The organism is Burkholderia pyrrocinia (assembly GCF_018417535.1).
Classification (GTDB): Bacteria; Pseudomonadota; Gammaproteobacteria; order Burkholderiales; family Burkholderiaceae; genus Burkholderia; species Burkholderia pyrrocinia_E.
The window spans coordinates 517,924-534,244 of the sequence record NZ_CP070979.1; the positions used below are offsets into that span (position 1 = coordinate 517,924).

13 protein-coding genes are annotated in these 16,321 nt (G+C 63.5%); 5 read left to right on the forward strand and 8 right to left on the reverse strand.

The annotated features are described in order from the left end of the window. The first annotated feature begins 103 nt into the window (after positions 1-103). The 3 genes from JYG32_RS35370 to JYG32_RS39525 all read left to right on the forward strand — a co-directional run bounded on the left by JYG32_RS35370 (position 104) and on the right by JYG32_RS39525 (position 2,384). The gene (locus tag JYG32_RS35370) at positions 104-541 is read left to right on the forward strand and encodes an acyl-CoA thioesterase (protein WP_174379073.1); all 438 of its coding nucleotides are present in this window, start codon (positions 104-106) and stop codon (positions 539-541) included. A gap of 400 nt (positions 542-941) precedes the next feature. After that, a complete protein-coding gene (locus JYG32_RS35375) occupies positions 942-2,246 on the forward strand; it encodes an MFS transporter (protein ID WP_213268208.1) in 1,305 nt (434 codons plus the stop codon). 3 nt (positions 2,247-2,249) lie between these two features. Further along, positions 2,250-2,384 (forward strand): hypothetical protein, encoded by a 135-nt coding sequence (locus tag JYG32_RS39525; protein WP_283842771.1) that lies wholly within the window; start codon positions 2,250-2,252, stop codon positions 2,382-2,384. Positions 2,385-2,491: 107 nt separating this feature from the next. On the opposite strand, the gene JYG32_RS35380 is transcribed toward JYG32_RS39525, so the two are convergent. Next, positions 2,492-3,415, reverse strand: a complete 924-nt coding sequence (locus tag JYG32_RS35380; protein WP_174379075.1) for a LysR family transcriptional regulator — start codon at positions 3,413-3,415, stop codon at positions 2,492-2,494. A 1,529-nt stretch (positions 3,416-4,944) separates the two neighbouring features. Between JYG32_RS35380 and JYG32_RS35385 the strand changes: the two genes are divergently transcribed. After that, the gene (locus JYG32_RS35385) at positions 4,945-6,429 is read left to right on the forward strand and encodes an ISNCY family transposase (protein ID WP_213264851.1); all 1,485 of its coding nucleotides are present in this window, start codon (positions 4,945-4,947) and stop codon (positions 6,427-6,429) included. 191 nt (positions 6,430-6,620) lie between these two features. Continuing rightward, complete coding sequence (locus tag JYG32_RS35390) at positions 6,621-8,093, forward strand: ISNCY family transposase (RefSeq protein ID WP_213268209.1); 1,473 nt, start codon at positions 6,621-6,623, stop codon at positions 8,091-8,093. Positions 8,094-8,438: 345 nt separating this feature from the next. Here JYG32_RS35390 and sctC read toward each other — a convergent pair whose 3' ends face one another. The 7 genes from sctC to pilP all read right to left on the reverse strand — a co-directional run bounded on the left by sctC (position 8,439) and on the right by pilP (position 16,320). Continuing rightward, positions 8,439-10,259, reverse strand: coding sequence for a type III secretion system outer membrane ring subunit SctC (sctC, locus tag JYG32_RS35395; RefSeq protein WP_213268210.1), 1,821 nt, complete (start codon positions 10,257-10,259; stop codon positions 8,439-8,441). 117 nt (positions 10,260-10,376) lie between these two features. Then, positions 10,377-12,059, reverse strand: coding sequence for a type II secretion system protein (locus tag JYG32_RS35400; protein ID WP_213268211.1), 1,683 nt, complete (start codon positions 12,057-12,059; stop codon positions 10,377-10,379). Next, positions 12,059-12,538: a type IV pilus biogenesis protein PilM gene (pilM, locus tag JYG32_RS35405; RefSeq protein WP_174379140.1), complete on the reverse strand. Its 480-nt coding sequence runs from the start codon at positions 12,536-12,538 to the stop codon at positions 12,059-12,061. Before pilM ends, JYG32_RS35400 begins: the two co-directional genes overlap by 1 nt. A 36-nt stretch (positions 12,539-12,574) precedes the next feature. Next, the gene (locus JYG32_RS35410) at positions 12,575-13,126 is read right to left on the reverse strand and encodes a type 4 pilus major pilin (RefSeq protein WP_213268212.1); all 552 of its coding nucleotides are present in this window, start codon (positions 13,124-13,126) and stop codon (positions 12,575-12,577) included. Between the two features lie 32 nt (positions 13,127-13,158). Beyond that, positions 13,159-14,235 (reverse strand): type II secretion system F family protein, encoded by a 1,077-nt coding sequence (locus JYG32_RS35415; protein ID WP_213268213.1) that lies wholly within the window; start codon positions 14,233-14,235, stop codon positions 13,159-13,161. After that, positions 14,225-15,835, reverse strand: coding sequence for a GspE/PulE family protein (locus JYG32_RS35420; RefSeq protein ID WP_213268214.1), 1,611 nt, complete (start codon positions 15,833-15,835; stop codon positions 14,225-14,227). Before JYG32_RS35420 ends, JYG32_RS35415 begins: the two co-directional genes overlap by 11 nt. Next, the gene (gene pilP / locus JYG32_RS35425; RefSeq protein WP_213268301.1) at positions 15,832-16,320 is read right to left on the reverse strand and encodes a type IV pilus biogenesis protein PilP; all 489 of its coding nucleotides are present in this window, start codon (positions 16,318-16,320) and stop codon (positions 15,832-15,834) included. The genes JYG32_RS35420 and pilP overlap by 4 nt, the downstream gene beginning before the upstream one ends. Position 16,321: the final 1 nt, after the last annotated feature.

Genomic DNA, 16,321 nt, shown 5'->3' on the forward strand with positions numbered 1-16,321 from the left:
CAAGCTTTCGCGCGATGCGCGGATGCCATCGGGCATTCAACGTTTGCTTGACCCGACCCGCCGGGCAGTCCGGCGGGCACAACCTCAACCCACAGGTGCCAAGATGACCCGAGCCTTCACACAGAAATTCGACGTCACGTATCGCGACCAGGATCCCGCCGGCCACGTCAGCGCGACGATGTATTACGTGTACATGCTGAATGCATACATGGCTTACGCGCATGAACTGCTGGAGGTGCCGCTCGATCAGGGCATTCCGCAGATCATGCTGAAGACGTCGTGCGAATACGTCCGTTCCGCGAAATGGGGGGAATCGCTCGAATTGAGCGCGCGAATCACGCGCCTCGGCACGAAGAGCTTCGACCTCGAATACCTGATCACGCTCGCGGGCGACGCCGACACCGTGATCGCGCGAGGCGCGTCGACGCACGTCGCTTACGACTACGTGACGGAATCGACGGTGCCGCTTTCGGACACGTTCCGCGCGCGAGTCAGGCAATACCAGGAGGAGGAGGAGCCCGAATTGTCCGAAGTCGCCTGACAAACCGCGCCCTCGCTGCGCCCGGTCCGATGCCGGGCGCAGCGCCACGGTCGGCCGGGGAAAGCGGATTGCCGGGATCGAATGCCGGATTCACAGCGCGCGAGCGGTGTTGACTCATGCGGAGGCGCCCGGCTCACGACAGGTTGTACCGAAAAGGCTACGTTAGCGTGAAACCGGCCGGAACGGCCCACGCGAGCGAGAAGATCAACGTTCAATACAGGGTGAACGTCGAAAGGTTGCGCAGTAATCGAGTGTGGTGACAAGCGAGGCAGGACCGGGGTTCGCCAAACCTGAATGCCTGCACCAGGAGAACAACGGGCGATATGGAGCGCTGCAACCCGTCCTGCCTGTCGAAACACATGAAAACTGCTGCAAACGGGACGCGTTCATATGGACTGGCATGTCCACTGTCGTCTCGATCCAGAATGGCGATCGCACGTCGGCGCTCTATCGCCGGCTCGACCGCCGCCTGCTTTCCTTTTTGCTCATCTGTTATTTGTTTGCATGCCTTGACCGGCTCAATGTTGGTTTCGCCCGGCTGCACATGCAGTCCGACATCGGCTTGACCGATGCGCAATACGGCCTGGCCGCCGGCATATTCTTCATCGGATACGCGCTCTTCGAGGTGCCGTCCAACCTGCTGCTGCCGAAAACCGGCGCGCGCAAGGCCATCAGCAGGATCCTGGTGCTGTGGGGCCTGACGTCCGCAGCCATGGTCGCGACGCGCGATGCGACGACGTTCTATGTGCTGCGCTTTCTCCTGGGCGTCTTCGAGGCCGGATTCACGCCAGGCATCCTCTTCTATCTGACCTGCTGGTATCCCGAATCCCGCCGTGCGAAAGCCATCGCGGCGGTCATGATCGGCGGCCCCCTCGCAGGCGTGCTCGGCGGCCCGCTGTCGATGTGGATCATGACGACCTTCGCAGGCTTGGGCGGCCTGTCCGGCTGGCAGTGGATGTACCTGATCGAAGGGCTGCCGTGCGTCACGCTCGGCATCATGGCCCGCGTGCTGCTTGCCGATCGCCCCGAGACGGCATCGTGGCTGTCACCCGAGGAACGGCAGGAACTCGTCGACATGGCCGCGAAGCCTCAACATGCGGAGCGGCACGGTTTCGCGGAAGTCGTGAAGGACCCGTACGTCTATTTGATGAGCGCCGCCTATTTCTGTGTCATTTGCGGCATCTACCTGATCAATTTCTGGCTGCCCGGCCTGCTGGCGGCCAGCGGCGTCACCGATCCGATGAAGATCGGCCTCTATTCGTCGATTCCGTTCGTTGCCGCGACCATCGGCATGGTCGTCGCCGGCCGTAGTTCCGATCGCCGCAACGAGCGGCGCTGGCACAGCGCGATTCCGGCGCTGGTCAGCGCGATTTCGCTCGCCGCTACTGTCGTGTCGAGCGACAGGCTCGATGTTTCGCTGATTTGCATCACGGTTGCGACGACCGCAATGTGGATGGCCTACACGGTATTCTGGACCATTCCATCCGCCTATCTGAAAGGACCCGCCGCCGCGGGCGGCATCGCGCTGATCAATACGATCGGCGTGTTGGGCGGCTTTTTCAGTCCTGCGGCAATCGGCTGGCTGCGGACGTCGACCGGGAGCTTCCGCGCGAGCCTGCTGTTGATGGTGGCCATCATGGCCATCGGCGCCGCGCTGCTTGCGGCCACTCGACCCGCTCCCGTTTCCGTGCGCGGAAAAAAATGAAATATGCGGACGTTGATGCACGGATGGGGATTTGTTTTGTCGATCGTCACCGTCTCGGGCGCGCAGCAGACAATCGATGGTATTGCCGTCCTTGTCGACGGCCCGATAATCGGCTTCATCGGCTCGCGCTCCGTTTGATGTCGTCAGCTTATCTGACCGTCCTGACTGCGGCATCCCCCGGCGGAATTGCGGTCGGTGCCGTCGCCTGCCAGCCGCGCGCGATGCGCGGCCGATCGCGCGGCGCGCTACATGTCGAGCGCGCCGTCCGCAGCCCGCGCCATCGCCTTTGGCAGATACTCCTCGATGATATTCACGACGACCTGTGTCTTCGAAGGGACGGGCCGCGCGACCGGCAGCAGCGCATGCAGGTCGAATCCCGGTACCGTGTAATCCGGCAGCAGCCTGACGAGCCGGCCGGATTCCAGAGCGTCGATGCAGACGTGTTCCTGAAGGACGCCGATACCCGCGCCGTTCAGCAGTAGCTCGTAGACCGGCCGCCAGTGGCTGGTGCTGATGACGACGTTGATCGGCGTCGGCCGCACCGATTTCGACGGGCTCATCAGGCGAAGCTGGCCGTCGTTGAAGAGCCCCGTGACGCGAATGAATGGGTGCCCGACGATGTCGGTCGGTTCCTCTGGCAGCCCGTGCTTTTCGATATAAAGCGGCGACGCGACCAGTACGCGTCGTACGTAACCCAACCGACGCGCGACGAAATTGCCATCGCCGATCTGGCCGAGCCGCAATGAAATATCGACGCCCTCGGTGACGGGGTCGGTGATTTCGTCATTCAGGACGAGATCGATATAAAGCTGCGGATTATGTTCGCGGATTACCGTGAGGATTTCCGGTAGCACGACTTCGCCCAACCCATGCGGCGCGGCAATGCGAATGCGCCCACGCACGATCTTGTTGCCGAGCGTGACGACGGCCCGCGCCTCGTCGGCCGCGTCGAGTACGATCTTGCTTCGCTGATAGAACAGAATGCCTTCATCGGTGCACGACACCGCACGCGTGTTCCGGAGCAGCAATTTGACGCCGAGAAACCGTTCGAGCCGATCGACGCGGTCGCTAACGGTAGGTTGGCCCAGGCCGAGATCTTTCGCGGCCCTCGATAAATTGCCGCGCTCGACAACCCGAACGAATATTCGCATGGCCGCCAGCAAATCCATAGTCCCTCGATAATCGGAAGAATTTAGTTATTCTGGAAGACGAAAAAACAGGTTCGTCCGTTGTTTTCCGGCCGTCGGCGAGCGATAGGGCCCATTTGGAATGTTGCGATCTCGTTACGTGGGGCGGATGCGTAACTATACCCAATCCTGTCAATTTAAGCTGGAACTTTTGACGCATAGGAAATTCATAAGTGCCGGAGGCGGTCGGTCTGGCGCGTCGTGTGCGGCAATTAAGAGGCTGAACAGCTGGGTCGCCACGTCACTACCTAACGACTTTCGCAAATCGGCAGCATTATCGGCAGCATTTCAGCGATAGATCGGCTCTTGGGCGGTTACTGCCTCGTCACAGGGAGCCCCTCTGCTGTGATGGCTCGCTGACACGCACTTGTTGCCCCGCAGTTGATACCGATCCGGCATCCTTCGCAGCAGGGGAGCTCAAGCACGTGATGCATGACGGAAGCAATTCTGGTCACTTCCGACGAAGGCCAAGTTGATGAATTTTAATGGCAATTATTTCGAAATGGTCAAAAGTGCTGTCCGGGGCGTGCGCAAGCAATGTGGACACTTGTCGTGCGGACGAAGCAGTTCCATTCACTCGTTGGGCATGAAGAGCAATGTTGACGTCACGACGGAACACGGGGGAAACCTGGACGGCGTGAATGGCGGGAATTGTTGAAGTCCTTCAAAACTGATAATCGTGCCCGTAGATTACGCTAATGTAATATCGGGCGTTAACCGCGCGAAATAAGGCATAGCAGCGGTTTCAAACGCTTTTCCAGACGCTGCGTTCCAGAAACGTCCGAACGCTCGGATGTTCGTTTATTTTTTTAATGTGTTCGTGTTGTCCTTTGATTCCGCTAGCGTGTCTGACGAAGCTCGAGAAGGAGCGGCAATGATGGGTTCTGAAAAATAGAATAGCAATGCTAAGGAAATCGCGAGCGGCTCGATCCACCAATCGAATCCTGTCGCTTGCATCGCACCCTCCTTGAAACCGTCCCCAGCCTCAATTTTCGTCGGTCAAGTCATTGCGACGCTGTACTGCGCGCGATGAGTCACTATCGATAGAAGAGCATGTTCAAGAACTACCGCCGGTTGTGTTAGCGGAATCAACGGACACGATTAGCGCTTTAACGGACAGCATTAGCATAATCTACGAACTTCGACAGCCACAGGTTCGCATTGCCGTCCGGGCGCGGCTGCACTTGTGTGTGGGCGAGTCGAATGGCAGGCCCCGAGGTCGAGACCCTCGTCGATTTACTCGGTTGAATCGGAACTCCCAGACTTCCACGTCGGACGCGGTCTGTCGCCACGCTCCCAAGAGTCCGCAAGCTCTTTGGGCCGCCAGAACCAGTCCCGTTGCGGGCTCTTGACGTTGGTGTTCACGCATTTCTTATAGATTTTACATAATGCTGATTATCAAATTTCCTGGTGTAGTAGCTTTTTAGAAATGTCGTGTTCTAGCCATTTAGAAATGTCGCGTTTGGACCTCGGTAAGCTTGCCGGCTCCCCGTCAGATCATGGAGCCGGCGATGCACCGAACAGCACTGGTGACATTGAACATGCGAGAACTCGACCGTCTGAAGGTAATCCAGGCTGTAGTGGATTTGGGCCTGAGGCCTGGCCGCGCGGCCGAACGACTGGGCCTAACGGTCCGGCAGATCGAACGGCTAGTGATTCGGTACCGGGAGTCTGGTGCGGCTGGACTGATGTCGCGCAAACGTGGTCGTCCGGGGAACCGGCGATTGGACGAGGAACTGGCTCGGAGAGCGCTGACGATCATTCGCGAGCGCTACGCGGATTTTGGCCCGACGCTGGCCTGCGAGAAGTTGTCCGAGTGCCATGGCATCCAGTTGGCCAAGGAGACGGTCCGGAAGCTGATGACGGATGCCGGTTTGTGGGTGCCACGCCGGCAGCGGCCGCCGAAGGTCTATCAGCCGAGGGCCCGGCGCGCCTGCTTGGGTGAACTGATCCAGATCGACGGCAGCGATCATCGATGGTTCGAGGAACGGGCGCCGGCCTGCACGCTGCTGGTGTACGTCGACGACGCGACGAGTCGGTTGATGCATCTGCACTTCACGCAGACCGAATCGACCTTCAGCTACTTCGAAGCGACGCGGGCGTATCTGGAGCGTTACGGCAAACCTGGAGCGCTCTACAGCGACAAGTACAGCGTGTTCCGCAGCCCGACCGCGGGCAAGACCGGAAGCAGCGTGACGCAGTTTGGCCGGGCCATGTATGAGCTGAACATCGATACGTTTTGCGCGAACAGCAGCTCGGCCAAGGGCCGTGTCGAGCGAGCGCATCTGACCTTGCAAGACCGGCTCGTGAAGGAACTGCGGCTGCGCGGGATCAGCACGGTAGCCGAGGCCAATGCGTATGCGCCCTCCTTCATGGCAGCCTACAACACACGCTTCGCGAAGCCGCCGCGCAGCGACTTCAATGCGCATCGGCCACTGCGAGACGACGAGGATCTGGATACGTTATTGACGTGGCGTGAAACACGTCGGGTATCGAAATCGCTGACCGTGCTCCACGACCGAGTGCTTTACTTGCTGGACGACACGCCGGTCAACCGGAAGCTGATTCACCGCTACATCGATGTATGGGAGTACCCCGACGGGCGGATCGAAATCCGAGCCGATGGCAAGGTTCTGTCTTGCCGTCTTTACGACAAGCTGGCGGAAGTCGATCAAGGTGCAGTGATCGAGCAAAAGCGATTGAGTCACGTGCTACAAGTTTCGCAAGCGCTTCAGGCTCAGCGCGACAACCGTCGAACCTCCGGATCGCCGTCGCGAACCAATCAAGGTCAGGCCGTCCGCGGTTCAAAGCAACCCGTTGGCACGAAGAAGCAACGTGCATTTACGCAGGCCGACGTCGAGCAGGTAATCGTGGATCTCGCCGAACACCGACAGGCACAGAATCAACCTCGCAAACCTGGCCGACGGTCTGCGAAGACCAACGCAGTAAGCGTAAGCGCCCTGCCCGATCAGGACCAGCTCTTCGACACGGCGTGATCTGCAGCCCATGAGAAACAAATCCTGAACCCCTGAAAACACGACATTTCTATTTAGCTGGCGCCACGACATCTTGAAATGGCTACGACACCTGGTGTAGGTCCCAAGTTCAGATGTCGCGTTTCCGCTAAATAAAAATGTCGTGTTTTGGCCTGTAGGTTGATCGCCAGCCCCCTCAAGGAGTACCGGCGATGAACGCGACTGGGACGATCACTATGACGATGCGCGAAGTGGATCGACTGAAGGTCATTGAGGCGGTAGCCGAGTGCCGGCTCAAACCGGGCCAGGCAGCCGAACGGCTGGAACTGAGCGTGCGGCAAGTTGAACGCCTCGTGCAGCGCTATCGAGCGGCCGGCGTCGCAGGATTGGTGTCAGGCAAGCGTGGGCGCCCGAGCAATCATCAATTGCCCGCGGGCAAGGCGCAACGGGCGCTGGCATTGATTCGTGAGCGCTACGCCGATTTCGGGCCGACGCTGGCCTGCGAGAAGCTACGTGAATGTCATGGCATCGATCTGGCTGCCGAGACGGTTCGTACGCTGATGATGGCCTCCGGCCTATGGATTCCGCGCAAACAGCGTCCGCCGAAGGTCTATCAGCCGCGCAACCGCCGCGCGTGCCTGGGCGAACTGATCCAGATCGATGGCAGTGACCATCGATGGTTCGAGGATCGGGCGCCAGCCTGCACGCTGCTGGTGTTCATCGACGACGCGACTGGACGACTGATGACGCTGCACTTCACGGCGAACGAGTCGACCTTCAGCTATTTCGAGGCGCTGTCGAAGTATCTGGATTCGCATGGCAAGCCGATCGCGTTCTATAGCGACAAGGCCAGCGTCTTTTACGTAAAGAAGCGCTCGGAGACGGCGGGCAAAGGCGTCACGCAGTTTGGCCGAGCTCTGTACGAGCTCAATATCGACGCATTCTGTGCTAACACGAGCCAAGCCAAAGGGCGTGTGGAGCGGGCGAACCTGACGCTGCAGGACCGGCTGGTCAAGGAACTCCGATTGCGCGGAATCAGTACGCGGGAGGCCGCCAATGCGTATGCGCCCTCCTTCATCGCTGACTTCAATCGGCGCTTCGGCAAACCGCCGAGGAGCGACCACGACGCGCACCGATCGCTGCGCGCTGATGAGGATCTGAGGCAGATCTTGTCCTATCGCGTGCCACGCAGGGTATCCAATGCGTTGACGGTGCAGTACGACCGCGTGATGTACCTGCTGGCCGATTCGGCGGTCAATCGGAACCTCGTGCACGAATATGTCGAAGTTGTTGAGTATCCCGATGGCTTGATTGAGGTCCAGGCAAACGGTGTGGCGCTGTCGTGTCGGCAATACGATCGCATCACGTGCATCGATCAGGGCGCAGAGGTCGAGAACAAGCGGCTGTCTAGCGCACTGGAAGTCGCGCGGCGCGTCCAGACCATGCGTGACGATCGCCGCGCAGCCGGCTCACCGTCGCGTACTCATTGCGGTGCAGAAGTCCAGGCTAAGAAGGCGCTCATCGGGCTGAAGAAGCAGCGTGCCATCGAGCTTGCCGACCTGAATCAAGCCATTCTTGAGGTCAGCGTCGAAGGAATCAGGGGACGGGGGGCGGCTTCGCCGCCCCACCCCAACCCCATAAACAAAGACAAGGAAAAACCCAAACACCGCGACATTTCAATTTAGCTGGAAGCCCGACAATTGAACTTAGCGGGGACATGTGTGTAGTAGCTTTTTAGAAATGTCGTGTTCGGATCGGTGACGGCCGCCCACGGGTTGCCGACCAGATACCGCACAGCCCCAGCCACGTGAACGCCGCGCGAATCTAGACATTAACCCATTGTTTTATATTAATATTTATTTGGGGTCGCAAGGCAAAGCCTTGTCGGGCTTGAAGGTGTCAAACCGGAAAAACGCACGGTAATCAACGGCATCCCGGGTTCCCACTGCGGGTCGACCGGCGGACGCGATGCGCGTCGATACCCCGCCCGCACGCTCGCCGATCGACACGGAGCAGCCGGCCGCCGTCCGTCAAGGCTCGATCACACGCGGCGTCACGAGAAAGAGCCGCTCACTATGGCCGTCCTGTCTGTCGGTCGCGCGGAACAGCGCGCCGACGAGCGGCAGCTTCGACAGCACCGGTATGCCCGATTGCGTGCTCGAGCGCGCATCCACCTTGTAGCCGGCGATCAGCAGCGCCTGCCCCTGCTCGATGAACGCCTGCGTGTTGATCTCGTTCGATACGATCACCGGAATGTTATCGACCGTTTGCTGCGACAGCTCGCCGTCGACGATCCGCACGTCGAGCTTGATCTGTGTACGCCCGCCCTCCTCGACAACCATCGGCAGCACGCGCAGCGACACGCCCGTCGAGATGCTGTACAGGTCGGCCGACGTGTAGCCCGCGACGCGCACGAAGAACTGCTTCTTGTTGTCCATCACCGCTTCGACGTTGTCGAGCGTCGTGACTTTCGGGCTCGCGTCGGTGCGCGCCTGGTTCGACGATTCGAGCGCGTTGATCCGCGCGAGCAGATAGCGGCCCGCGTCGCCGAGCACGGCCGTCAGCGACAAACCGAGCGGGCTCGCCGGCAGGCCAACCGAATCGTTGCCAGGCAGCGTGATCGAACCGAATGTCGGATTCAGCGAACCGTTCGCATACGAGTTCTGCGACGTGAGCCCCGTGCCCGTCTGCAGATCGATATGGCTGTTGTGCGCGCGCCAGTCGACGCCGAGCTGCTTGAGCGCGCCTTCGTCGATCTGGATGATGCGCGCCTCGATCTCGATCAAGCGCGGCTTCACGTCGAGGAGCGCGATCAGGTCCGGATACTGCGCCATGTGTTCCGGCACGTCGCGCACGAGAATCGAGTTCGTACGCGGATCGGCCTGGATCACCGGCAGGTCGGTCGAATCGCTCGCGCCCACCGGTACGCCGTTCGCACCGCCGCTCGCGTCGGGCCAGCCGGCGCCCGACACGCGCGCCGCGCCCGGATTGGCGATCGCGGCGGCGACCATGCCGCTCGGACGCGGATCGCCGCCCTGACCGCCGAGGCCGCCGGCCGGCATGCCCGCGCCATCGCCCGACTGCGCGCCCTGCATGTACGGCGGCAGCGGCGGCAATTGCGGCACGCCGCCGCGTCCGCCGCCGAGATCCGTCATCGGTGCGGCGCGGCTGATCGGCTTGCCGACGGTCGTCTGCGACGCGCGCTTGCCGTCGCCCGGGTGATACATCCGGTTCAGCAGCGACGCGACGCCCGGCATCGTCACCGTCGTGCCGTCGACGTTGACGTCGCGGTCGGCGGCCCACGCGTGCTTCAGCGAGAACACGCGGATCGTCGTGCCGCCCGTGCGCGCGGAATTCTCGTCGAGCCGCGCGGCGACGCTCGTCACGAGCTCTACGTAGCGCGGCGGCCCCGCGACAAGCGCAGTGCGCTGCTGCGCGTTGTAGGTGACCGGATAGCGCGGATCGGCGACCTTCATCTGCTCGAGCAGGTCCCGCAGGTCGCCCATGTTCGCGTGATCGAGCTTGACGAGCGTGCTCTTCATGTCGCTCGCGGGCGTCACGTACAGCACGGTGCCGTCGTAGTACCAGACGAAGCCGAACGACGCGGAGAGCGTGTCGAGGAAGCGCTGCGGCGACATCTTCATCTTGCCGCTGACGGCGCCGCTCACGCCGGGCGCGACGTTCGCCGCGATGTTCTGGCTCGCGGAGAGGTCGCGCAGAACGTCCTTCACGTCCTTGCCTTCCGCCGCGTACTGGATTTCGGTGCTGCGCCAGCGGATCGGCGCGGCATCGACGGAAAGGCTCGCAAGCGAGCACATCAGGGACAGCAAAATGGAAATCTTGGCCTTCATGGGTCCGTCCGGTGAGGACGCGCGGCCGTCGGTCGGACAGGCGCGCGCCGCGAATGGGAGACCCGTGCAGTTAACCGCATCCGGGCGCGGCGGCGGCCGCGCGCGGCGAAGGTCCGTTCAATAGAACGAATTGATGGTCCAGCCGGTTGCGAGCGGCGTCTGAAGGAAGGTCTGGCCGCCGCCGCAATAGGAGGACGTCCACGGCGTCTTCGCGTAGCCGTCGTACGTCGCCCATTTGCTCGAAAGCCTGACCGTGTATCCGCTGCGCGGCTCGGCGGCCACGTTCAGCGTGACGTTGATCGTCGCGGCGTCTTCGCGCAATTTCGGCGACTGCGCCTCGTTGTGCGCGATCACCTTGTCGCCCTGACGGTCGATGACTTCGACGACCAGGCGCATCTGCCCTTCCCGCCCCTTCAGGTCGCAGGTCGCATAGCTCATGTGCATGTATGCGCTCACCGCGATCAGCCCATTGTTGTCGAGCTTCACCGGCCGGTCGATCGTGTACGTGTACGTGCCGTCCCGTTCGTAGGTGATGAGCGGCGGATTCGGATACCCGCCACGGTAGGTGAACCCGCACGAAAAATCACTCGCGCCAGGCGTCTCCATCAGGATCGCGCATGCCGTGTCGGTGCCGCCGATCTTGATCCCTGACTGCGGCAACCACTTGCCGTCCTGGCATGACAGCACTTGCCCGTCCTGGCCCATCGATATGAGGCCAGCAGTTGGACGATTTTTGTCGGGCGCGCACGGCGAGTTGACGACGACACGCCCGGTGATCTCGTACTGGTTCGCGGAGACGACGCCAGGCACGATCAGGTTGTCGTTCTGATCGACCGCGAGCGCCTGCCAGGCGGCGCCCGTCCACGCATAGGCGCGGAATTTGTCGAGCGTGAGGCGCACGTCGCCTTTCTCGTTCGATGCATCGGTGGGCAGATCGTTGGTCTCTTCGACAGGATCCTTCCAGTGGCCGCCCGCGCCGCGCCACACGCCACTCTTGCAACTCAGCAGATTGCCGAGTGCGTCCGCGCCAAGCTTGCCGTTCGTGAAGTTGCCGGCCGTTCCGCAGTTCGCCGCGTCGGGGTTGCCGTCCGTGAACGTGTGCGTGAGCCAGATCGGCACCTGCATCGCGTTCGCCTCCGGATGGCCGCCGACGCCAACGCGGTACAGGTAATCGCTGTTGATGTGCTGGCCCGGGCCGTTGAAGAAGATCTCGTTCGCGAGGTGTCCCACATTCGGCGGCGTGGCGCCGTTCGGACCGCAGGTTGGCGAGCTGCCGCCGAGAAACGTGCCGAGCGGCATCCGCCACGCGTCGAATGCGCCGCGCGCCTCATTCGGAAATGCCCTGCTGATCGAGCCGCCACCCGGCCCCGCACTCGCGGCGACGAGCCCGAGTTCCTTGTCGCCGATCGTCTCGCCGCCGGTCGTCACGACCAGCGCGTCGAGCCCGGTGCCGAGCGCGCTCCGCTTGACGAGTACGCACGTGTTCTGGCCGTATGCATTCGTTGGCCGAAGCGCTGCAGGCAGATCATTCGTCACCTGCAGATCGGCGAGCTTCATCACGATGGGCGTCTGCTTGTTCGCGCGCTGCAGCCAGGTATCGTAATCGCGCTTCAACGCCCGCGTGGCGGCGGCCGTCACCTGCGCCTGGTATTGCGCGACCTGCTGCGCACGCACGTCGTCCAGCGACGAATCCATCATCATCGCGATGCCGGCGAGCATCACTGCAGCGATTGCCAGCGCGCCGAGCACCTCGATCAGCGCGATGCCGCGCGCGCGGCGGCGGGAAGACTTGAAATGCATCAGTATGCTTGCCCCATCCAGACCGGCATGCCGTTCGCAATCTTCAACCCGGCGGGCAGCGGCACGCCGATCGCCGGCGCGTTCGGATTCGCGTTGGCAGGGCGCACGACCGCATTGCGATACGCGACGCCCGCGAACAGCGAACCGTCGGCGAGCATCGTGATTTCGCCCGTGATATTGACGGACGGCGCCGCCGACGCATACGCGACAACGGTGCCGTCCATGACGTAGTTGCGCCATAGCGGGTTCGCGCCCGGATACCACGCCGGAAATGGCAGCCGCGTATTCGACACCGCGCCGCGCGTGCCCGGATGCACGCGCGCGTAGTCGAGCGTCGCCTGCCGGTAGATGGCGAGGTTTTCGGCGAGCGCTTGCGCGGTGCGCGGCGGCTGCAGCGCGGGAATAGCGGACGGGCCTTGCAGCGTCGCATAGACAGCGGCGATCGACGCGAAGGCCAGTGCGACGGCGAGGGCGTACATAAGTGACGTGGGCGATGGCGAATGAGTCTGGTGGTGTCAGTTCGACGTCCAGATAATGGTGGCGCTATCGGTGCAAGCGCCCGTCGCAGCGCTCGGCGAGACCGGATAATCGATGGACGTTTCGCCAATCTTCGCCGATTTCCAGTTTCCGCCGGCCGTCAACGTGTTGACGCAGACTTCTCTCGGCACTTGCGTGTAAGTGACTGTGAAAGTCTGGTTCGCACCGATCACGGTCACAGTCCCTCCCCACGTATTCGAAACACCGCCTTTGCCGTCCTGTGTCAGCGTCCCCGGAAACACCTTCGCCGCACTCAAATTCGCGTTCATCGAATCCGAGCCGTAGTTGTTCACCTGCCCCATGTAAAGCTTTTTTGTGCCCGTCTGAATCGCATTCAGATCCTCAGTCAGCCGATTCGTATTCGCGCTCGAGAACGCCGACCCGAGCAGCGCGATCGCGCCGACGATCACGATCGCCGCGACGCCCAGATACGCGATGCTCTCGAGCAGCGACGCACCGCGCTCCTTGCGGTGCCTCCGGCAGAACGCCGGTGTGTGTCGATAGGCGGGAGGGTTGGCGAGTGGTTTCATAGTGTGTTCTCCTGAATTGAAAATGCGCGACGTCAATGCATCGCGCGCGTCATCGTGGCGATTTCCTGCTGGATGCCGAAGAAGCCCGTCACGAGCCAGCCGATCACCATCGCGAGCGCGACGATCGCGACGCCGTTCAGCACGCGCATCTGCGCGGTAATCCGCGCGACGCCCTCTTCGAGCCATTCGTCGGCGAGCATCTTGAGTGCCGCGTCGAAGCCGCCGTATTCGGCGTAGATGCACAAATCCTCGACGATCTCGCGCGACGGAAACTGATAACCGGCGTTGAGCAGCGCCTCGCCGGCGTTGAGGCCCGACTTCACGCCGACCAGCGTGTCGTCGATCCGCTCGCGCAGCCACGGCTCCGCGACCGCGCCGATCTTGAGCAGCGCCCTCTCGACCGTGACGCCCGACGCCTGCAGCGCCGAGAACGCGATCAGGAAGCCGCTGCCCGTGACGAGCCGGTAGATCGAATAAGGCGGCACGCGATCCGCGTAGACGCGCAGCGGCCCGCGCCAGCGCGGCAGCGACCACGCGAGCGCGGCGAGCACCGCGACGAGCGCTGCGACGACGACGAGCATCCAGCCCTGCACGAACAGCGACATCAGGTACAGCGAGCGCGCGGCGCCGCGCCAGTGCGTCGGATCGGCGATCAGCGCGAACTTCGGGATCACGTGCGTGCCGAACAGGTACAGATAGCCGATCACCATCACGACGAGCCCGACCGGATACGCGACGCCGCCCGTGACCGCGCGGCGGATCTTGCGGCTCGACTGCACGATGTCGGCAACCGACACGAGCGCGTCCTCGATGCGCCCCGCCTGCTCGCCCGCCGCGACGATCATCTGCTCCGTCGCGGGTACCCATGCCTCCATCGCCTCCGACAGCATCCGGCCGTTCTGCACGGCGAGCCGCCAGTCGGACAGCACGATCGCGAGCGGCTCGCGCGGCTTGCGCCCTTCGCGCGACGCGCGCCATTCGAGTTCCTCCAGCACCTTGAGGAGCGGCAGCCCGTTGCCGAGCATCTTCGCGATCTTCCGATAGACGCGCAGCCGCTCGTCGGCATTCAGGCAGAACTTCGCCCAGCGTCGATTCAGCTCAAGTGCCATAGCTGAATCCGACGAGCGACAGTTGCTGTCGCGCTTCGCCCGCAACCGGCGCGAGCGTGCCGACGACGCGCTCGACGCCGCGCGGATCGACGAGCCCCGCCGCGACCTTGCGCAGCGCGTGCTCGCCAAGCGTCATCCCGCCGCGCGTGCCGGTCCAGTACTCGAGCGCGCCGACCTTGTCGCCGTCGCGCAGGTATTCGAACAGCCGCGCGTCGGGCAGGATCACTTCGGCGACGACGGTGCGGCCGATCGTGCCGACCGTGCGGCAGTGCTCGCAGCCGTCGCCCGCGATGCACACGTCGTGCATCCGGCTGTCGAGCGCAAGCCGCAGGCGCGCGAACAGGCCCGGCTCGATCCGGTCCGGATGATCGACGAGCCGCAGCTTGCAATGCGGACACAGCAGCTTCACGAGACGCTGGCTGATGAGCCCGGAGATCACCGTGTGATCGGTGACCATCCGCGCGTGCACGCCGAGATCGATCAGGCGGTCGGCGATCGCGAGCGCGCTGTTCGCGTGCACCGTCGTCCACACCTGGTGGCCCGTCATCGACGCGCGCAACGCCGTCTGCCCGGACGCGCGGTCGCGGACCTCGCCGATCATGATCGTGTCCGGATCGAGCCGCATCGCGTTCGTGATCGCCGCCGCGAACGCGAGCGCGCGCGCGTCCTCGGTCGGCGCGTTCGCGACGGGCGTCTGCACCGCGCCGTCGATCGGATATTCGATCGGGTCCTCGACCGTGATCACGTGCAGGCTGCCGCGCGACTCGTCGATCTGCGCGGCGAGCATCCGCTGCAGCGTCGTCGATTTGCCGGAACCCGTCGGGCCGCTGATGATGTTCATCCCGTGCGGCTGTGCGCGCAGCGCACGGAACGCCGCGACGTGCTCGGGCGCGAAGCCGAGCGCCGCGAGATCGGTCGCGTCGCCCGCATCGTTGTACAGGAGCCGCAGCACCATCAGGCTGCCTTCGTTGGTCGGCGTCGTCGCGATCCGCACGCCGTACAGATCGTCCGGCAGCTTGTCGCGGTCGCCGATGCTCGCGTCCTGGCGTTCGCTCGGCCGGTAGCTGTTGTCCGACACGGTCGTCATCGCGCCGTACAGCGTCGCGAGCAGCCGCTCGCCGTGCTCGCGCGTGTGCTCGTTCACGCGCATGAGCTCGTTGTGGATCCGGAAGTAAACCTCGGTGCTGAAGCGGCGCACGCGGATATGGATGTCCGATGCGCGCTCGCGGCACGCGCGGCCGATCAGCTCCTTCGCGAGCACCTGCATCACCGTGTGATCGAGCCGCTCGCCGCCGCCCGCGGCGTTCTGCCGGTACGCCTCGCGCACCTGCATCAGCGTCGCGGGCGTCGGCCGGTACGGCCGGCCCATCCGGTCAAGCCGCGCGCGATACGACAGCACGAACGGATTCATCTCGTGGCCGTCGGCAATCAGGAGACGCCCGTCGTCGAACAGGCAGACGAACTTGCGTTCCTCGACGCTCGCGGCAAAGTCGCCCGCTTCGCTGACGGCGCGCGGGCCGCGCGGCGGCGCGGCATCGCCGCTGGCGGGCAGCGCTGCGCGCACGGGCGGCGCGTCGGGTCGTTGCGCGGCGTGGCTCATGATCCGCTCGCCGGCAGTGCGGGCAGCATCGGCGGCGGCGCGGCCGGGTCGGCCGGCAGCGGCGGATTGCCCGCGTACGACGGCGACGCCGTCGACAGCCTCGTGGTGCGCCCGCGATTCGACACGACGACCGCACGCGGCTCGATCGCGACGACGCGTCCACCGTCCGGCAGCGCGTCGCCGCGCTGCACTTCGAATTCGGCGCCGCCGTTCATCCGCAGCGTCGCGAACGCGCGCTTGCCGACGCCTTCGATCGCCGTCACCGCGAACTGCCCGGCCGGCGCGCCGCCGCGCACGCGCGCGAGCTGCGCGGATCGCTCGGCGACCTGTTGCTCGGTCTCGAGCTTCTTCAACTGCGCCTGCAGCAGCACCGTCTCGCTTTGCAACTGCGTGAGCCGCGCGGCGGTCGCGCCGTCCTCGTCGGACGACACGGGCCCCGCCGCGCGCACGGCGCCGGCGAGCACCACCAGGCCAAGTGCGCACATC

What these genes read in the sequence shown, in the direction of transcription:
- JYG32_RS35400 (WP_213268211.1), bottom strand. Translation starts at nt 12,059, where the DNA reads ATGCATTTCAAGTCTTCCCGCCGCCGCGCGCGCGGCATCGCGCTGATC.
- pilP (WP_213268301.1), bottom strand. Translation starts at nt 16,320, where the DNA reads ATGTGCGCACTTGGCCTGGTGGTGCTCGCCGGCGCCGTGCGCGCGGCG.
- JYG32_RS39525 (WP_283842771.1), top strand. Translation starts at nt 2,250, where the DNA reads ATGCGGACGTTGATGCACGGATGGGGATTTGTTTTGTCGATCGTCACC.
- JYG32_RS35375 (WP_213268208.1), top strand. Translation starts at nt 942, where the DNA reads ATGTCCACTGTCGTCTCGATCCAGAATGGCGATCGCACGTCGGCGCTC.
- JYG32_RS35415 (WP_213268213.1), bottom strand. Translation starts at nt 14,235, where the DNA reads ATGGCACTTGAGCTGAATCGACGCTGGGCGAAGTTCTGCCTGAATGCC.
- JYG32_RS35420 (WP_213268214.1), bottom strand. Translation starts at nt 15,835, where the DNA reads ATGAGCCACGCCGCGCAACGACCCGACGCGCCGCCCGTGCGCGCAGCG.
- pilM (WP_174379140.1), bottom strand. Translation starts at nt 12,538, where the DNA reads ATGTACGCCCTCGCCGTCGCACTGGCCTTCGCGTCGATCGCCGCTGTC.
- JYG32_RS35410 (WP_213268212.1), bottom strand. Translation starts at nt 13,126, where the DNA reads ATGAAACCACTCGCCAACCCTCCCGCCTATCGACACACACCGGCGTTC.
- JYG32_RS35380 (WP_174379075.1), bottom strand. Translation starts at nt 3,415, where the DNA reads ATGGATTTGCTGGCGGCCATGCGAATATTCGTTCGGGTTGTCGAGCGC.
- sctC (WP_213268210.1), bottom strand. Translation starts at nt 10,259, where the DNA reads ATGAAGGCCAAGATTTCCATTTTGCTGTCCCTGATGTGCTCGCTTGCG.
- JYG32_RS35390 (WP_213268209.1), top strand. Translation starts at nt 6,621, where the DNA reads ATGAACGCGACTGGGACGATCACTATGACGATGCGCGAAGTGGATCGA.
- JYG32_RS35385 (WP_213264851.1), top strand. Translation starts at nt 4,945, where the DNA reads ATGCACCGAACAGCACTGGTGACATTGAACATGCGAGAACTCGACCGT.
- JYG32_RS35370 (WP_174379073.1), top strand. Translation starts at nt 104, where the DNA reads ATGACCCGAGCCTTCACACAGAAATTCGACGTCACGTATCGCGACCAG.